This is a genomic window from Streptomyces sp. NPDC096323 (assembly GCF_040302845.1).
Taxonomy (GTDB): Bacteria; Actinomycetota; Actinomycetes; order Streptomycetales; family Streptomycetaceae; genus Streptomyces.
This window is the reverse complement of the sequence record NZ_JBEOSI010000008.1, coordinates 391,168-406,910: the sequence shown is the minus strand read 5'-3', so window position 1 is coordinate 406,910 and position 15,743 is coordinate 391,168. Positions and strand designations below refer to the sequence as shown.

Here is a 15,743-nt window from a genome sequence, read left to right as displayed (position 1 = left end):
TACCTACAGCCCGGACAGTTCCGCCCCGCGCCGCCGCCGGTCGCGAGGCATGCGGCGTCCCCTGGTCATGGTCCTGTCCGTTCTCGTGCTGGCAGGAGGCGGCTATGCCGCATTCGGGCTCCGGGGCGGCGACGCGAAGGAGGACGACATGGACGTGGCTGCCGCCCGCGAGCCCCTGACCGCCTTCCTCGCCGCATGGGCCGGGCACGACGCGCGGAAGGCGGCGGGCTATACCGACACCCCCGACGACGCCGCATCGCTCCTCACGTCGGTCCTGACCAATCTCAAGCCCTCCAAGACCACCATCGTCGAAGGCGAGGGGGCGAAGAAGGGCGAGGGGGAGATTCACTTCCCCTTCACGGTGACCATGGCGGTACCGGGCGCCGGAGACGTCACCTGGCGCTCCGGCGCACAGGTGGTCGACTCATCGGGCACCTGGAAGGTCGAGTTCCATTCGCCGGTCGTCCACCCGGAGCTGGAATCGGGGCAGACCCTTGCGCTCAAGAGCAGGAACACCAGGGCGAAGGTGCTCGACTCCAAGGGGGACCCACTTCGCGCGGAGAGTCTCACCGGAACCGTCGATCCCGTCAGCGGCAAGGGGACGTCCGGCCTGGAGGCCCGCTACGACGATGTCCTCTCCGGGGGCAGGACCGCAGCCAAGTCCGTCGTCGTCGCGGACCGGCAGAGCGGACGCGCCGTCAAGGACCTCACCACTGCGGCAGGGGCCGAGGGCCGCCCGGTGCGCACCACGATCGACCCTCGCGTCCAGGCGGCGGCGGCCGATGCCCTGACCGGGGTGGAGGTCAATGCGGCGATCGTCGCGATAGACCCGCGCAACGGGCGCGTACTCGCCGCCGCCAACCGTCCCGGCGGTTTCAACCGCGCTCTCGAAGGGCGCTATCCGCCCGGATCCGTCTTCAAGGTCGTGACCGCGACGGCCCTTCTGGACGGCGGAACGGAACCCGGCGACCCCGCGGCCTGCCCGAAGTTCGCACGTGTCGACGGGCAGCGTTTCGAGAACCAGAACCAGTTCGAACTTCCCACCGGTTCGACCTTTACGGACGTCTTCGCCCAGTCCTGCAACACCTACTTCGTCAACGCCCGCGACCGGCTCTCCGACACCGACCTGAGGGACGCGGCGCAGGCGTTCGGCATAGGCGGCAGCTGGGACGTGGGCACGACCACCTATGACGGCAGCGTTCCCGTCTCCACGAGCGACAACGACAAGGCCGCCGCGACCCTCGGCCAGGCACGCGTTCAGGCGTCTCCGCTGGTCATGGCGTCCATAGCGGCCACCGTCAAAAGCGGGACGTTCCACCAGCCGGTACTGGTGCCGGACGCGGTGAAGAAGAAGTACCAGGCACCGAAGACGCTGGACCCCGAGGTCGCCGGCCGGCTCCGCGCCCTGCTCCGCACCACCGTGACCGACGGTTCCGCCCGCGCCCTCAAGGACCTGCCCGGTCAGCCGCACGCGAAGACCGGAACCGCCGAATTCGGCAGCGAGGACCCGCCGCGCACCCACGCCTGGATGATCGGTTACCAGGGCGCCAGTGACCTCGCCTGGGCGGTGCTCCTCGAAGACGGCGGGTCCGGTGGCGCCGACGCGGGCCCGGTCGCTGCGCGGTTCCTGAGCAATCTCGCACGATGAGCAGGCACCTGCCCTGTCCGAACGACCCCTGCAGAAGGGAACGTCCGCACCTCATGCACCGCCGAACCCATGTATCCCGTCGTGCAGCCCTTGCCGTGCTGGCCGGGGCCGCGACCCTGCCCATGGCCGGGTGTACAGCCGCCCCGGACCGTACCGCCGCGACGACATCCGGTCCGACCCCGCGCGCCGCCAAGCCGTCCCCGTCACCACCGCCCGCCGAGTCCCCTGCGGAGCGCGCGTTCGTCGGACTGGAGCGGAAGTTCGACGCCCGGCTGGGGGTCTACGCACTCGACACCGGCAGCGGCCGGACCGTCACCCACCGGCCCGACGAACGCTTCGCCTACGCCTCCACCTGCAAGGCACTGCTCGCCGGCGCCGTACTCGGCAGGAACTCGCTGCGGCAGATCGACCGGCTCGTGCGTTACGGCCGCGACGATCTCGTCAGCAACTCGCCGATCACCGAGCGGCATCTCGCCGCCGGACTGACCCTGCGTGAGCTGTGCGACGCAGCCGTCCGCTACAGCGACAACGCCGCGGCCAACCTCCTCTTCCGTGAACTCGGCGGCCCCCGGGGCCTCCAGGACGCCCTGCGCGCGCTGGGTGACAGCATCACCCGCTGCGACCGCTACGAGACGGCGCTCAGTGACGCGGTCCCGGGGGACCTCCGCGACACCAGCACGCCCCGCGCCCTCGCCGGCGATCTGCGCGCGTACGTGCTCGGTACCGCTCTCCCGACGGACAAGCGGGCCGTACTGACCGACTGGCTCAGGCGCAACACGACCGGCGACCACACCATCCGGGCCGGTACTCCCGACGGGTGGCAGGTCGGGGACAAGACCGGCACCGGCGGCTACGGCACCCGCAACGACATCGCGGTCATCTGGCCACCCGGGGCCGCTCCCGTCGTCCTGGCCGTCCTCTCGCGCCGCGACAGCAAGGATGCCGAACCCGACGACGCCCTCATCGCTCACGCCGCCGGGGCCGCTCTCCGAGCGGTTGCCTAGTGCCGCATCCGGAGCCCCGCCTTCAGCGGCCGCTACGCGCCGTTCCGGGCGGCATCCGCCGGCTGCTTCGCGGGCGCGTCCTGCCCGGCGGCGGGTTCCAGGTCCGCCAGGTCCCGGTGCCGCGTCTCCTTGGCGCAGACGATGGCCAGTACCGTGATGAGCGCGGCGGCGATCACGTACAGCGCGATCGGTGTCGAACTCTTGTAGTCGGCGAGCAGCGCGGTGGCGATGAGCGGCGCCGGGGCACCGGCCGCGACGGACGAGAACTGGGCGCCGATCGACGCGCCCGAGTACCGCATCCGGGTCGCGAACAGCTCCGAGAAGAACGCCGCCTGCGGCGCGTACATCGCCCCGTGGAAGAACAGTCCGACCGTGACGGCGAGGAGCAGGCTCCAGAAGCTCCGGTTGTCGATCAGCGCGAAGAACGGGAACATCCAGAGCCCCACCCCGACCGCGCCGACCAGATAGACCGGCCTGCGCCCGACCCGGTCCGACAGCGCGCCCCACATCGGGATCACGGCGAAGTGGATCGCCGACGCGATGAGGACCGCGTTGAGGGCCGTCTGCTTGCTCAGATCAGCGGCCGTCGTCGCGTACACGAGGATGAACGCCGTGATGACGTAGTAGCTGATGTTCTCCGCCATCCTCGCTCCCATCGCGATCAGCACATCGCGCCAGTGGTGCCGCAGCACGGCCACGACGGGCATCTTCTCCGTCGCCCCGGAGGCAGCCTTGCGCTCCTCCGCCTGGGCGAGTGCGGCCTTGAACAACGGCGATTCGTCGACAGACAGACGAATCCACAAACCGATGATCACCAGCACTCCGGAGAGCAGGAACGGGATGCGCCAGCCCCAGGCCTCGAAGGCCGAGTCGGACATGAGCGCGGTGAGCGCGGAGAGCACCCCGGTGGCGAGCAGCTGCCCGGCCGGCGCACCGGTCTGCGGCCACGAGGCCCAGAACCCGCGGCGCTTCGCATCCCCGTGCTCGGACACCAGCAGGACGGCCCCGCCCCACTCCCCGCCGAGGGCGAAGCCCTGGACCAGCCGGAGCACGGTGAGCAGGACCGGAGCGGCGACCCCGACGGTGGCGTGCGTCGGCAGCAGCCCGATCGCGAACGTGGCCCCGCCCATCATCAGCAGGCTGAGCACCAGCAGCTTCTTGCGCCCGAGCCGGTCGCCGTAGTGCCCGAAGACGAGCGCGCCGATGGGCCGTGCGGCGAAGCCGACGGCGTAGGTGAGGAACGACAGGAGGGTTCCGACCAGCGGTTCGGAGTCGGGGAAGAACAGCTTGTTGAAGACCAGGGCGGCCGCTGATCCGTACAGAAAGAAGTCGTACCACTCGATGGTGGTGCCGATGAGGCTGGCGGCGACGATACGGCGGAGGTTGGAGGCGGGCGGGGGAGCGGTTGCTGGGGCGGCCATGGGTACCACTTCCGGACGGTGGGCGGGGACGGGGTTGTGTCGCCACACCGTAGGAAGGGGCAGGTCACAGGCGTATGTGGTGGGACACCACAGTTCGCGTGGGCGGTGTGCGGGCGGGCGCTACGGGGAGGGGGCGCGAGCCCGTTTCCGCTTCGGGGATGGGCGGGAGAAGGCTGTTCGAGTTGCACTGTTCGGTATGTTTCGCGAGGGCGGTGCTGACTCCCGTGCTGGTTTGGTGCTGAAAGCCCTGGATCCGGCGGCAGCGCGGCGAGCGGCAGGCGGGCGGCGGCCATGCCGACGAGCAGAAAGCGGCGCTGCGGGCTTGGGACGCCGTCAAGCTCGGCCTGTCCACGCCCGTGGACACCGACTACCGCCGCATCGGCCTGCCGTTCCTCACCGACGAGGTGGTGGCTGAGATCGAGGCGACGGTGCGGACAGGCGTCCACGGCGGAAGAGCCGGCCCTGCGCGAGCGGACCTGCAGGCCATTCAGCGGGCGTGCTCGGGGCGCGTCGACGTCCCGGCCTAGACGAGGAGTTCCGTACGTGGGGGAGGGTGTCCAGCATCGGGTTGTGACGACCGAGCTAGACACCCTCTTGACCGCACTGTACGTGCATGTCGACGACCGCTTGAAGACCCTGCGATGGCGGGGCCGGCCGCCCCAAGGTCCCCTCGGCGGCCGACGGCGGGACCGAGAACGGGGCCAGACCGAACGCAGACCGGCCTCAGAGACCGTTGCCCTGCTGAACAAGCCCCTTCAGGCCGTCGCTCCTGCCGGACGGTGCGTCAACGCGCCGTATCAGGAGGTGTCCTGGTGTTCCGTTTCTTCAGGTGAACCGGTGTCCCGATCGGGTGACGCAGCGCCGTCGCCCCGCTGCCCGGCAAGGGGCGGCTGCTACACCACGTCTCGTGATGATCTCCCTGATGCGACGCACAGGTCCTTCCCTCCCATCGTCATCACGACTCTCTCGACCGAGGACGGCGGCGACCGCGATTGCGACGACGCCGTCGTCCACTTCCGCTGGATCGGCTAGCAGACGACCGGTCGCTCACCGGGCCGCCGCAACTCTCCCGAGGCCAGCGCAGCGACGCCCCGGTTTGCCCGCTGCCGACAGACCAGCCCCTACCCCACCCACCTCCATACCCAGAGCGGGCAGGCCAGGAGCCAAGGGGAAGTCTGAGTACTCACCACAGGCAAAACGGGGCTTGACCTGCGGTTGTGCAGAGGCTGTGAGCTGGCCGCCGTCGTTGAGCGCAGGCGCGGTCCCGGTCGCCGCGCCTGTTGCTGGAGGACCGGTACTGCTGGTCACGGTCTACGGGCGCACCAACTTGACGATGCGGCAGCTTGCCCCTCGACGGGGCTGAGGTAGCCGAGCCGTCTCTGGACACGTCGGCTGCTCTGGAAACCGTCGGTGTGCCGAAGTCCGCGAGGTCGCCTGAGCCCGTGTGGCGAAGGTGCGGCTGCGGATGCATTCGGTTTTGATGATCATGCAGAGGTCTCCGCTGGATGTTCCCGTACGAAAGGAACCGTAATGACCACTCTCCTGGCGCCAAAGGTCGAATACAGCCCCGACCTGACGGCCATCCGTACCCTCGGGTACGCGAACCGCTTCAGCCGGTGGGACTCCGAGTTCCGCTACGATGGCCGGTTGCGTGTCCCGAGGGGTGTTCGGATCAAAGAGGTCCGGTACTCGTTCTACGGCAACGGAAAGCTCGACAAACGGGCTACGGAAGTCCCGCGCGGCCGGGGCGGCGTCGGCCAGGAATACGAGGTCATCGAGCAGGCCCGCCTGGACGGCTTCGACGTGATCACCTTCACGCTCCGCGGTGACCTCAACGTCGACAAGAACCCCCGTCCGGGCAACGCCAGCCTCAAGTACACGATCGCTGTACAGGTCACGCTCGACAACGGCGAGGTCCGCAGAGCCGCCCCGGAGATCGACGTCCTTGCCTCGGATTGGGGCAAGAACGACGCCCCGCACGTCGGCCGCCCCTTCGTCCGCCTGCCCTATGACAGCAACTGGGGCGGAAAACCGAACAGCCAGGCCGGCTTCGGCTACGTAACGGACAGCGGCTACATTCCCGGCGACAAGTTCATCATCGACCTGGTCAACCCGCGCAACGGTCAGCAGGGCGTCCCGAACAACAACATCGAGAGCGTCTACTACCAACTGGTGCACGAGGACGGCACGCCTTCCCCCGACACCCCGGTCCCGCAGGTATGCAAGGCCGTCGCCCACAAGGACAGTGGCACGGGCCGCAAGACGATGCTGCCTCCGATGGACCTCAGCCAAAAGGGCAACAAGACCGGATACTACCGCTTCCTGGTGTGGCCCCAGACTACGGACTACGGCGGCTCGGTGAGCAAACTCAGCTGGGACCCGACCAAGCTCGAGGATGCGTTCCAACTCGGCAGCGTGTACTACCGCTACACAGCATCCGGCGGCATTGACCCGGTGCCCCAGAGTCAGTTCCTGGTGTCTCCGGGCAATCCGGTGACACTGCCTCGCGGCACGACCAGCTACCCGGGCGTGGAGGTCCAGGCCACCGGAGACGGCAAGGTTCCCTCGCAGACGATCAACGTGTCCCTCCCCCTGGGGAAGGGACTGCGGTTCACCGGCCAGCTGATCGTGGGGGTCATGCGCGGCACAGAGTGGGTGCCTACGGACTACGCGGGGGCCGTGTCGGCGGACGGGCAGGGCCTCACCGTCGAGAACGTGGATCTCTCGGTGGCGGGCAAGGGCTCGAAGTCCGCGGTACTGGCCGGGGTACAGGCCACGCACGACGCCATGCTGGGCGACACGAACCTGAGCTTCCTCGTTGGCGGCCCGCCCGCGTGCTCCTCCTCGCTCATCCACGTCACGTACCAGTAGGACAGGCGGGCTGCCGGTATCTGACACACCTCGCCCGCGGGGCCCCGGACCCGTTGCAGGCATCTACTCACGGCTCGCTCCACACCTTCCGCCGGCCGCCGGCCCGCTGCCCCACCCGGGTCGGCGGCCGGCGGCCAGCCAAGACGGACCAGAACCGCTAGCCCCTCGACCGCGGCCAAGGGTGCAACGGCACCCAGCGCCCGGCAGTACCGGCCCAGCGCAAGAACCGGGATGCAACGCACTGGGTGCTCAGGCCATGATCGTTCTCATCCGCCACCCGCTTTCGAACCTGAAGCCCGCAACGACGGTTCGCTGGAGGCCGGCAGTTCCGTTTCTTCAAGTGAACCGGGCTCGCGATCGGGTGAAATAACGTCTGCGCCCCGCAGCCCGGCAGGGGACGGCTGCAACACCACCTCTCGTGACGATCTCCCTGCTGCGACGCGCCCTGCCCGCGCTCGCCCTCGCCGCCCTGCCCTGCTCGCCACCCTCGCCGCCGCCGACACTTCACCACCCCCCTGCCGGCAGAAGAGCCCCCCTTCACCTCCTACGCCCCCGCGCAGACCCCCGACGGCACCCCCGGGGCCCGGCAGTCGCTGGGACTGCTCGAGGCGATCGACCGGCTCCCGGTCGCCGAGGAGCACCGGGAGGGCTACAAGCGGACCCTCTACAAGCACTGGAACCGCGGGCTCAACGCCTCGGACGGCTGCGACACCGCCGAGAGGTCATCCTCTCCGAAGCCGTGAACGCACCCGAAGTCACGGCCGGCTGCAAACTCGCTGGGGGCTCCTGGCGCAGTGTGTACGACAACCTGGTGGTGACCGACGCAAAGCGCGGCTGGACGTCGACCACTTCATGCCTCTGGCCGAGGTGTACGACTCTGAGCAGACACCGTGGAGCGGCGCGAGGCGTACGCCCGGAGCCCTGTCCTTGTGCGGCCATTGGGCCGCCGCGTACGCCCCAGGGGGCCGTGTACGCACCCCCGTCAGGGTGAACCTGGGGTGTGGATGCCGATGGAGCAACGTTCCTGCGCGACGCCTTTATGCAGGTCAGCAACATACTCATGCCGTACTTGATCTTCGTGCGGAGAGCGGTGCGACTGCTGTCGGGACAGCGGTACAGGCCCGATCTGCTGCCGTCGGGCAGCTGCTGCGATGCACCCTGGCCCGCCCTGTCGCCCTGGCTCGACCGCCGTCCACCGTTCGCTGCGCTCGCCGCTGCAGGGAGCGGACCCATGAGGTCGCACCACCGGCGGGCCTGCTCGCGGGCCCCACCTTATTCGGAGGCACTACGTGCAGGACGACAGCACGGCACACGACCCGTACCGGCTGGGTGCCGGGGCGGTGACCGGGCGGGGGGCATCCGTCGTGGCCCGGGTGTACGGGTATCCGCCGGACCACAACGCCGGCTCGGAGTGGATGCTGCACTCCATGCTGCGGCCGCTGGCCGAGAGGGGGCACCGGGTGGAGGTGTGGCTCTCCCATCCGGGCAAGACCGAGAAGGAGTACGAGATCGACGGGGTGCGGGTCGTCCCGTTTCAGCAGGGCATCGACTTCGCCGCCCGGGCCCGCGCCGCGGATGTGCTGGTCTCCCACTACGAGAACGTGCCGTTGGTGGCCGGGCTCGCACGGGACGGCCGTATCCCGGTGGTGGTGATCTGCCACGATAACTTCGCCGAGAGCTTCCACAACGCCGCCGGCGCCGACCTCGTCGTCCACAACAGCCAGTGGATCCGCCGCGACGCGGAAATCTACTACGCCCGCTACCCCGCCGAGTTCCTACCCCGCCGCAGCATCGTGGTGCGCCCCCCGGTGATCGCCCACGAGTACCGCACCGAGCCGGGCGACTGCGTGACTCTGGTGAACCTGAACGCGGACAAGGGCGGGGAGCTGTTCTGGCAGATCGCAGCCTGGATGCCGCAGTGGAACTTCCTGGGGATCCAGGGCGCCTACGGGCAGCAGGTGATGCCCCCGCCGCGGCTGCCGAACTGCGAGGTCCTGGAATCGGTGCCCGGGCAGCAGATGCGCGAGCACGTCTACGCCCGTTCCCGGGTGGTCTTGATGCCGAGCCTGTACGAGTCGTGGGGACGGGTGGCGATCGAGGCGTTCGCCTCCGGCATCCCGGTCATCGCCCACCCCACCCCCGGCCTGGTCGAAGCTCTCGGAGAGGCTGGAATCTTCGCCTACCGCGACGACGCGACCGCCTGGATCGACGCCCTCACCTCCCTCAAGGATTCTGGTATCTGGGCCCACGCCTCCCAGCGGGCCCTCGCCCGCTCGAAAGAACTGAGCGAAGTCGACGACCTCGACCTGTGGTGTAGGGCCATCGAAGCCCTGCATGCCGAAGGCCCCACCCAGGGTGCACGCCGGTGGCAGGCGGGCGCCCCTGCCGGAACTCTCGCAAGCGACGGCGCCGACCGCGGAGCCACGACCAGCCCGGGACCACCGGGGCTGGACGCCATCCACGGACCACCACCGATCCGCTCGACCTGCTACGGAAAGGACACTTGGCCATGACCCAGACCATTCCCAAAACAGCGAGCTTATCCCTCGCCCCCCACATCGAGGTGAAACGCTTCAACCACACCGGAAAGGTCCAGAACTTCACGGTCCCCGCCGGCGTCACCACCCTCACCGCCCACTGCTGGGGCGGCGGCGGCACAGCCGGCGGCACGCGATCCCACACCATGAACGTGGAGGGGGGCGGAGGCGGGTACGCGACCGGTGACCTCACCGTCGTGCCGGGGGAGATTCTGCAGGTCGTCGTGGACATGGGCGGCGCAGCCCATGGTGGCGGTATGAGTGGCCTGTTCAGCAAACGGCACAACAAACCGATCCTCATCGCCGGAGGAGGCGGAGGATCCACGATCACCGCCAAGGGCATCACTGCCTTGGGCGGCGCGGGCGGCGGCACCAACGGCAGCGCCGCCCAAGGCGTCGTACTGCAGCAGAAATACAAGTCACCAGGGAAGCCCGCGCAAGGGGCTTCCGGGGCCACGGGCGGCGCCCCCGGGTCCGTTGACAAATCAGCCCGTAGCGGAGGGCGTGGCGGCAATGCCGGCCAGGACGGAGCCAAGGCCAGTCGCGGGAAAATGGCGCCGGGCACAGTGCCGATCCCGGGTATGGGAGGCGGCGGGGGTGCAGGTTCCAACGCCGGCTGTGGCGGTGGTGGCGGCTATGCGGGCGGCGGGGGAGGAATCGCCGGTGTCCGAGGGACATTCGGGTACATCAGTGGAGGAGGCGGCGGCAGTAGTTTCGTGCAGGGCCCGGGGGTGACCAACGGGCGCACGGTGGCAGGCAGCGGCGCCAGGGCCGGTGGCAAGGACGACCCGTTGTATACGTCGCCCGTCGGCGACTCCCGCAATCACGGACAGGTGGTCCTCTCGTGGGCCCTGTCCCCGGCCAAGCTCGAGACGACGGCGGGGGACGGTCAGAAGACCGGCCAGGGGACGGTGTTTGGTAAGCCGCTGACGGTGAAGGCCCTGTCCTCCGATGGCAAGACACCGGTTCCCGGCAGCTCGATCACGTTCACCGTCACGGCCGGGGACGCCACCTTCGGCGGCAAGAAGACCGTGACCGTCACCACCGACAGCACCGGCCAGGCCAAGACTCCGGCCCTCACCGCCGGAACCACCCCCGGCCCCGTCACCGTGACCGCCAAGACCGACAGCGCGCAGGTCACGTTCGCCCTGGAAGTAGCACGGCTGCCGGTGGGCCTTCTCCAGGCAACGGCCGACGACAGCCAGATGGCCGACCAGGGCACAGCGTTCGGCCAGCCACTGACCGCGACGGCCCTGTCCTCCGATGGCAAGACACCGATCCCCGGCGCCTCGGTCACCTTCACCATCACCTCTGGCGACGCCACCTTCCCCGGCGGCGCGACCACCATCACCGTCACCACCGACACCAAGGGCCAGGCCAAGACCCCCGCCCTCACCGCCAAAACCACCCCCGGCCCCATCACCGTGACCACAGAATCAGGGAGCAGCAAGGTGGAGTTCTCGCTCGACGCGACCGCGACGTTCAAGGTGTTGCCCGGTGGCCCGCCGGACGTACACCTCGTCCAGAGCGGCGACTCCGGCTTCCCCGGAGTGACGATCCTCCCGCCCGGCACGGGCGCCACCATCGGTCTCGTGAGGGTCGAGGTGCGCCTGCCCGCCGGCCATGATCTGCAGTGGGGGACCGCGGGCGCCCCGGACCACCAGCTAACCGTCCTGGGCGGCGCCGCCCACCCGGGGACCCTCTCCCCCGACGGACAGACACTCACCTTCGACAACGTCGACCCCGACGCCGCCACCGGCCCGGAGAAAACCCTGTACGTCCGCGTCAGCGCCGCAGGCGGTGCGCCGCTCGGCACCACCCACGTGACCTTCACGGTCGCGGGAAAGACCTCGCCCTCCACACCCGTCCAAGTCACACCCGGCTTCACCGTCGCCGCCAGCGGCGCCCCCGTGGCGGCGGCACCAGGAGGGGCAGTCGTATATCCGGGGCTGGTGGTACGCAATACCGCGACGCACGCAGTCCCGCTGCAGACCGTCACCGTCACCCTCCCGGCCGGCGCGGACATGCACTTCGGGACACCCAGCAGCCCCGATCATCAGCTGACCGTCTGGGACGGTCACCAGCCCGCCGTCGTATACGTAGGAACCCTCTCCCCCGACGGACAGACACTGACCTTCACCGACGTCGACCTCGCCATCCCCGACGACACCACACAGACGATCATCTACGTCTGCGTAAGCGCCGGCAGTGGCACACCCCACGGCCCCACCACCGTGCAGTTCACCATCGACGACAAGACCTCCCCCTCCACCACCATCAACATCACCTGAACAACCCACAGCCGTCGCGCCCCCACCCCAGGGGGCGCGACGGCTCCCTCCTCATCGCCTGCACACTCAAGGGCAGGGACCTCCTGTCGTCGAGATCACGAAGCAGCCGTGTGACGACCACGCTGCCGAACTGCACTCGTGCGATGCCGCTGCTGGGTCAGCGGCGTGAGGCAGGATTCCCCGGGCCTTCCGGCTCGGCACGCTGAAAGCGTGGCGAGCCGATCTCCTGAACGAGGTGGGCTTGGTGTGGTCCGTCGTGGACGCCGGATTCTGACGCGACCTCACCGCGGCTCGTACCTACCATGCGGTCCACGGCAGCCTCGCAGCCCCGAAGGACGCCATGGTCGACGGGGTGGCGGTTGGTCAGTGGCTCGCCAATTTGCGCAAGGCCGGCGGGCTCGGCAAGGACGAGGACCGGGCCGCGCTGGAGGCCATCGACCCGGAATGGCGCCCCGAGTGGTCGATTGAGTGGCAGCGCCACTACGCCACCGCCCGCGCCCTGCTCTCCGAGGAAGGCGGGCTGACCGAGGTCCTGCCGGGCGTCGTCGTCCACGGCTGCGACGTCGGCGCATGGATCAACCGGCAACGTGAGCACGCGGTGTGGAAGGCGCTGCTGCCCGAGCAGCGGCAGCGGCTCGAAGCGCTGGGGCTGACACCTATGCCCGCCGCGCCCGGCCAAAATGGCGGCGACGGCGGCCGGGCGTTCGAGTGAGGCGTCCTCGCGCTGGAGCAGTACAAGAACCGCACCGGCAGCCTGACCGTTCCCCCAAGCCCCCATCGAAACCGTGGTCATCGACGGCCAGGAGCACGGGGTGAAGCTGGGTGTGTTTCTCACGAATTCCAAGACTAGGCGGGCCAAGCTCGCCGCCGACACACTCGCCCAGCTCGCCGCCCTCGGGCTGGAGTGGGCGGCCTGACGAATCAACGCTGCGGCGCCCGCCCCCGGGTCTTCCGGGCCGGGCGCCGTGCCGTGTCCGCTGTCCGTGGCGGCCTCGGTGATGCGGGTTAGGAAGCGGGCGTAGCCATGGCCGGCGCGGGCCAGCAGCGCCGCAGTGAGCGAGCGGAAAGCACGCCAGCCGCCCACTCCGTTCCGGGGAGCGGGCGGCCAGTGCAGCTACTGCCTCCCGCCGAACGGCGGAACGTCAGCTTCGTCCGCGTCCAGGCGGAGAACTGGCACCAGGTTGGCAGGTACTCCTCCTTTTAGGCCCGCGCGGTGGGTCACCGGTGATGGCCAGGGTGAAGCGGCGCTCAGCCTAGGGTTCCGCTTCCAGACCCGTGCAGCAGAGGCTCTCGTAGCGCACGCGCCGCCGGTCACGGAGCGTGGTCGAGACGGTGAAGGACAGTGGCCCACTGGCCGACGACGCCGTCGCCGGCTCATGCCGGGTTGGGTGGTGGCATTTCCTACAGATGCGGGCTGTGAAGACCTGATACACGATGCCCGTAGATGGCTGCCGGCCCCTTCCTTCTTCGGCAGCCCTTTCCGATGGAGCGGCACATCGCCATAGGCCGCTCACCGCCAAGGTGCCGTGCGAGGCCGTCCACGGCCACTCGTATCGCGCACGTAAGACAGGAGCATCAACGTGACTCAGACTGTGGACTTCACTGAGCTGAACATGCCACTGGCATTTCCGGCCTCGCCGAACGGTCAGCATGCGTCAGCACCTGTGGAAGGTGTGATCACTTCGGTGGAGTACACCGAAGCCGAGGGTCGCAGCGGCGGCGGAGGTGCCCCCAGCACCAGCTTCAACTATCCGACGGGCCTGGTGGTTGCCCGGGACGGCACCTTGTTCGTCACCGAAAACAGCGGCCACCGGGTACGGAAGGTAACCCCGGACGGCAAGATGTTCACAGTAGCCGGAGATGGCACGGAAGGTGACGAAGGTGACGACGGGCCCGCGGTGGACGCCCGGCTCCGGGATCCTTGGGGGCTCGCGTTGGACGCCAAGGGGAACCTGTACATCTCCGAATACTCCCGAGTGCGCAAAGTGACTCCGGACGGCAAGATCACCACGGCGGTCGCCGACCTGAAACGGCCGAAGGGTCTGGCATGCGACAGTGCGGGGAACCTGTACATCGCCGAATACGAGACAAACCGGGTGCGGAGGGTGACCCCGGACGGCAAAATCGTCACGGTGTCAGCCGACCTCTCAGTCTACGGACCCGAGGGTTTGCACCTGGACGAGATCGGCAACCTGTACATCGTCGACTATGGCAGGCACAGGGTGTGGAAGATGGACCCCGACGGCGTCGTCACGAAGGTTGCCGGCGCAGGGTCGAACCCCGGCGTGCAGAATCTCGGCGACGGCGGACCGGCTGCCAGAGCCGCGGTCTTCAATCCCACCGGGGTCGTGGGGGACATCTACGGGAATGTGTACATCACTGCAAACGACCGGGTGCGGAAGGTAACACCGGACGGCATCATCAACAGTATTGCAGGCAACAACCTGGGGAGGTTCAGTAATTATTTCAGCGGGGACAATGAGCAGGCCACAATGGCCAGGCTGCAAAACCCCGCGGGGCTGGCACTGGACCCCTACGGCAACCTGTACATCGCCGACCGCACCAACGGCCGGGTGCGGAAGATCGCGGGTCCCCAGGAGCGGAGCCTGAAGATCCGACAGGTCGAGGTGCCGCAGGCCAGTCTCGGTGAGACCGCCGAACTCACCGTGGAGTTCACCGCCTACCGCACGGGGCAGGCCGTCGACGCGGGGAACGTCGTGCAGACGTTCACCGCACCCACCGGCTTCGCCTTCGCCGACGGGCCCACCTACTCCTACAACGGGGACGACGCGCTGAAAGGGAGCCTGGGCACCCGGTTCGAGCAGGACCGCAGCGTCATGGTCGTCACCCACCACCTGCACCTCAACACCTGCACCGAGAACAAGGGCCCGCTGACCTACACCATTCCGATCAAGGCAGTCACCGCGGTGCCCCCCGCCACCTACGACGACGGGAAGTTGGTCGTGGGCCGCCACCCGGGCCTCGAGCTGAGCGGTACCATCATCGAAGGGCCCCAGTTCTCCGTGACGCCGGGAGGGGCGCCGCAGGAACTGGTGCGGGGCAGCAACGCCTGTGCGTACCCGGGGGTGGAAGTCCGCCAGGAAGGACCAGTCCCACCGCAGACCATCACCGCGACTCTGCCCCCAGGAGCCGGCTTGGCCTTCAAGCCTGAACGCGGGGTCAAACATCAGATGACCGTGGGTTCACGTGGCGGGGACAAAGCACAAAGCTTCGCCGCAGAACTGTCCGACGACGGACAGACTCTGACCTGCCCGAACATGGACCTCGACATCTCGCAGCAGCATCAGCACTGCAGGGTGTGGGTCGCCGTTACGGCTACCGTCACGACGCCGACCGAAACCACTCAGCTGACGTTCCGGGTGGGCGGCATCAAATCCGCCTCCACCGACCTGAAGGTCGTTGCCAAGAAGACCACCCCGCATCCCCGCGGGGCATAAGAAAGCACCTTCGATCAGTTGGTTCTCGTTCTGTCCGGATACGGCGCTCGGTCTGTACGACCTGCCAGCGCGGCCAGTCGAGGGAGCCGGTTCTTCTCCGGGGCGCTGATGGTGCCGGAGTGCGGGGTGTTGAGCTCTGTTTGGCCGGCACCCCGGGGGCAGTGACCGTCGGGCACGGGCTTTCGATGTCTGTGGGGTAGGTCGTGCTGTTCATCAGCTGCGGTCGACAATCTGTACTCACGCGGTACGGCCGGAGCCCTGGTAGCGGGCGCAGAGTTGCCGTATGCCTGGATGCCGGGGTGGAGCTGGCGACAAGCTGGCCGCCGCGGCGCCGGGCGGTGAGTGTGTACGTCTGGCCGCCAGGCTCGGTGATTTACACCGTCGCGGACGGCCAGACGGGTCTGGACCTCGCCCGTGGTCAGCCCTTCGCGGACTGTGCTCCGCCTTGGGCGCCGCTGGCCTGATGTCCTCCGGCCGCAGCCGGTCCAGGACGACGCGCAGGGCGGGGACGGA

The 15,743-nt window shown here is 68.7% G+C and carries 10 protein-coding genes and 1 pseudogene; 10 read left to right on the top strand and 1 reads right to left on the bottom strand.

Annotated elements, in window-relative coordinates; genetic code table 11:
* Positions 1–49: 49 nt before the first annotated feature.
* Together ABTX18_RS24030 and bla are read left to right on the top strand one after the other, a co-directional pair.
* Entirely contained in the window at positions 50–1,648 is a 1,599-nt protein-coding gene (locus tag ABTX18_RS24030; protein WP_503061200.1) for a penicillin-binding transpeptidase domain-containing protein, read from the top strand.
* Between the two features lie 53 nt (positions 1,649–1,701).
* Positions 1,702–2,652, top strand: a complete 951-nt coding sequence (bla, locus tag ABTX18_RS24025) for a class A beta-lactamase (protein ID WP_352124788.1) — start codon at positions 1,702–1,704, stop codon at positions 2,650–2,652.
* A 32-nt stretch (positions 2,653–2,684) separates the two neighbouring features.
* Here the strand turns inward: bla and ABTX18_RS24020 are convergent, their stop codons facing one another.
* The gene (locus ABTX18_RS24020) at positions 2,685–4,073 is read right to left on the bottom strand and encodes an MFS transporter (RefSeq protein ID WP_352124787.1); all 1,389 of its coding nucleotides are present in this window, start codon (positions 4,071–4,073) and stop codon (positions 2,685–2,687) included.
* A 356-nt stretch (positions 4,074–4,429) separates the two neighbouring features.
* Between ABTX18_RS24020 and ABTX18_RS24015 the strand changes: the two genes are divergently transcribed.
* The 8 genes and pseudogenes from ABTX18_RS24015 to ABTX18_RS23985 all read left to right on the top strand — a co-directional run bounded on the left by ABTX18_RS24015 (position 4,430) and on the right by ABTX18_RS23985 (position 15,230).
* Entirely contained in the window at positions 4,430–4,600 is a 171-nt protein-coding gene (locus ABTX18_RS24015) for a hypothetical protein (RefSeq protein WP_352124786.1), read from the top strand.
* 43 nt (positions 4,601–4,643) lie between these two features.
* Positions 4,644–4,736 (top strand): annotated as a pseudogene (locus tag ABTX18_RS35875) (IS982 family transposase); the annotation flags it as partial.
* A gap of 867 nt (positions 4,737–5,603) precedes the next feature.
* Entirely contained in the window at positions 5,604–6,944 is a 1,341-nt protein-coding gene (locus tag ABTX18_RS24010; protein WP_352124785.1) for a hypothetical protein, read from the top strand.
* A gap of 1,289 nt (positions 6,945–8,233) precedes the next feature.
* Entirely contained in the window at positions 8,234–9,457 is a 1,224-nt protein-coding gene (locus ABTX18_RS24005) for a glycosyltransferase family 4 protein (RefSeq protein ID WP_352124784.1), read from the top strand.
* Positions 9,454–11,772, top strand: a complete 2,319-nt coding sequence (locus tag ABTX18_RS24000) for an Ig-like domain-containing protein (RefSeq protein ID WP_352124783.1) — start codon at positions 9,454–9,456, stop codon at positions 11,770–11,772. The genes ABTX18_RS24005 and ABTX18_RS24000 overlap by 4 nt, the downstream gene beginning before the upstream one ends.
* A 340-nt stretch (positions 11,773–12,112) precedes the next feature.
* Positions 12,113–12,484 carry a helicase associated domain-containing protein gene (locus tag ABTX18_RS23995; RefSeq protein WP_352124782.1) on the top strand — a complete coding sequence of 124 codons (372 nt, stop codon included), beginning with the start codon at positions 12,113–12,115 and terminating at the stop codon, positions 12,482–12,484.
* 73 nt (positions 12,485–12,557) lie between these two features.
* Complete coding sequence (locus tag ABTX18_RS23990) at positions 12,558–12,689, top strand: helicase (protein ID WP_352124781.1); 132 nt, start codon at positions 12,558–12,560, stop codon at positions 12,687–12,689.
* 663 nt (positions 12,690–13,352) lie between these two features.
* Positions 13,353–15,230 (top strand): NHL domain-containing protein, encoded by a 1,878-nt coding sequence (locus ABTX18_RS23985; RefSeq protein WP_352124780.1) that lies wholly within the window; start codon positions 13,353–13,355, stop codon positions 15,228–15,230.
* Positions 15,231–15,743 lie beyond the last annotated feature (513 nt).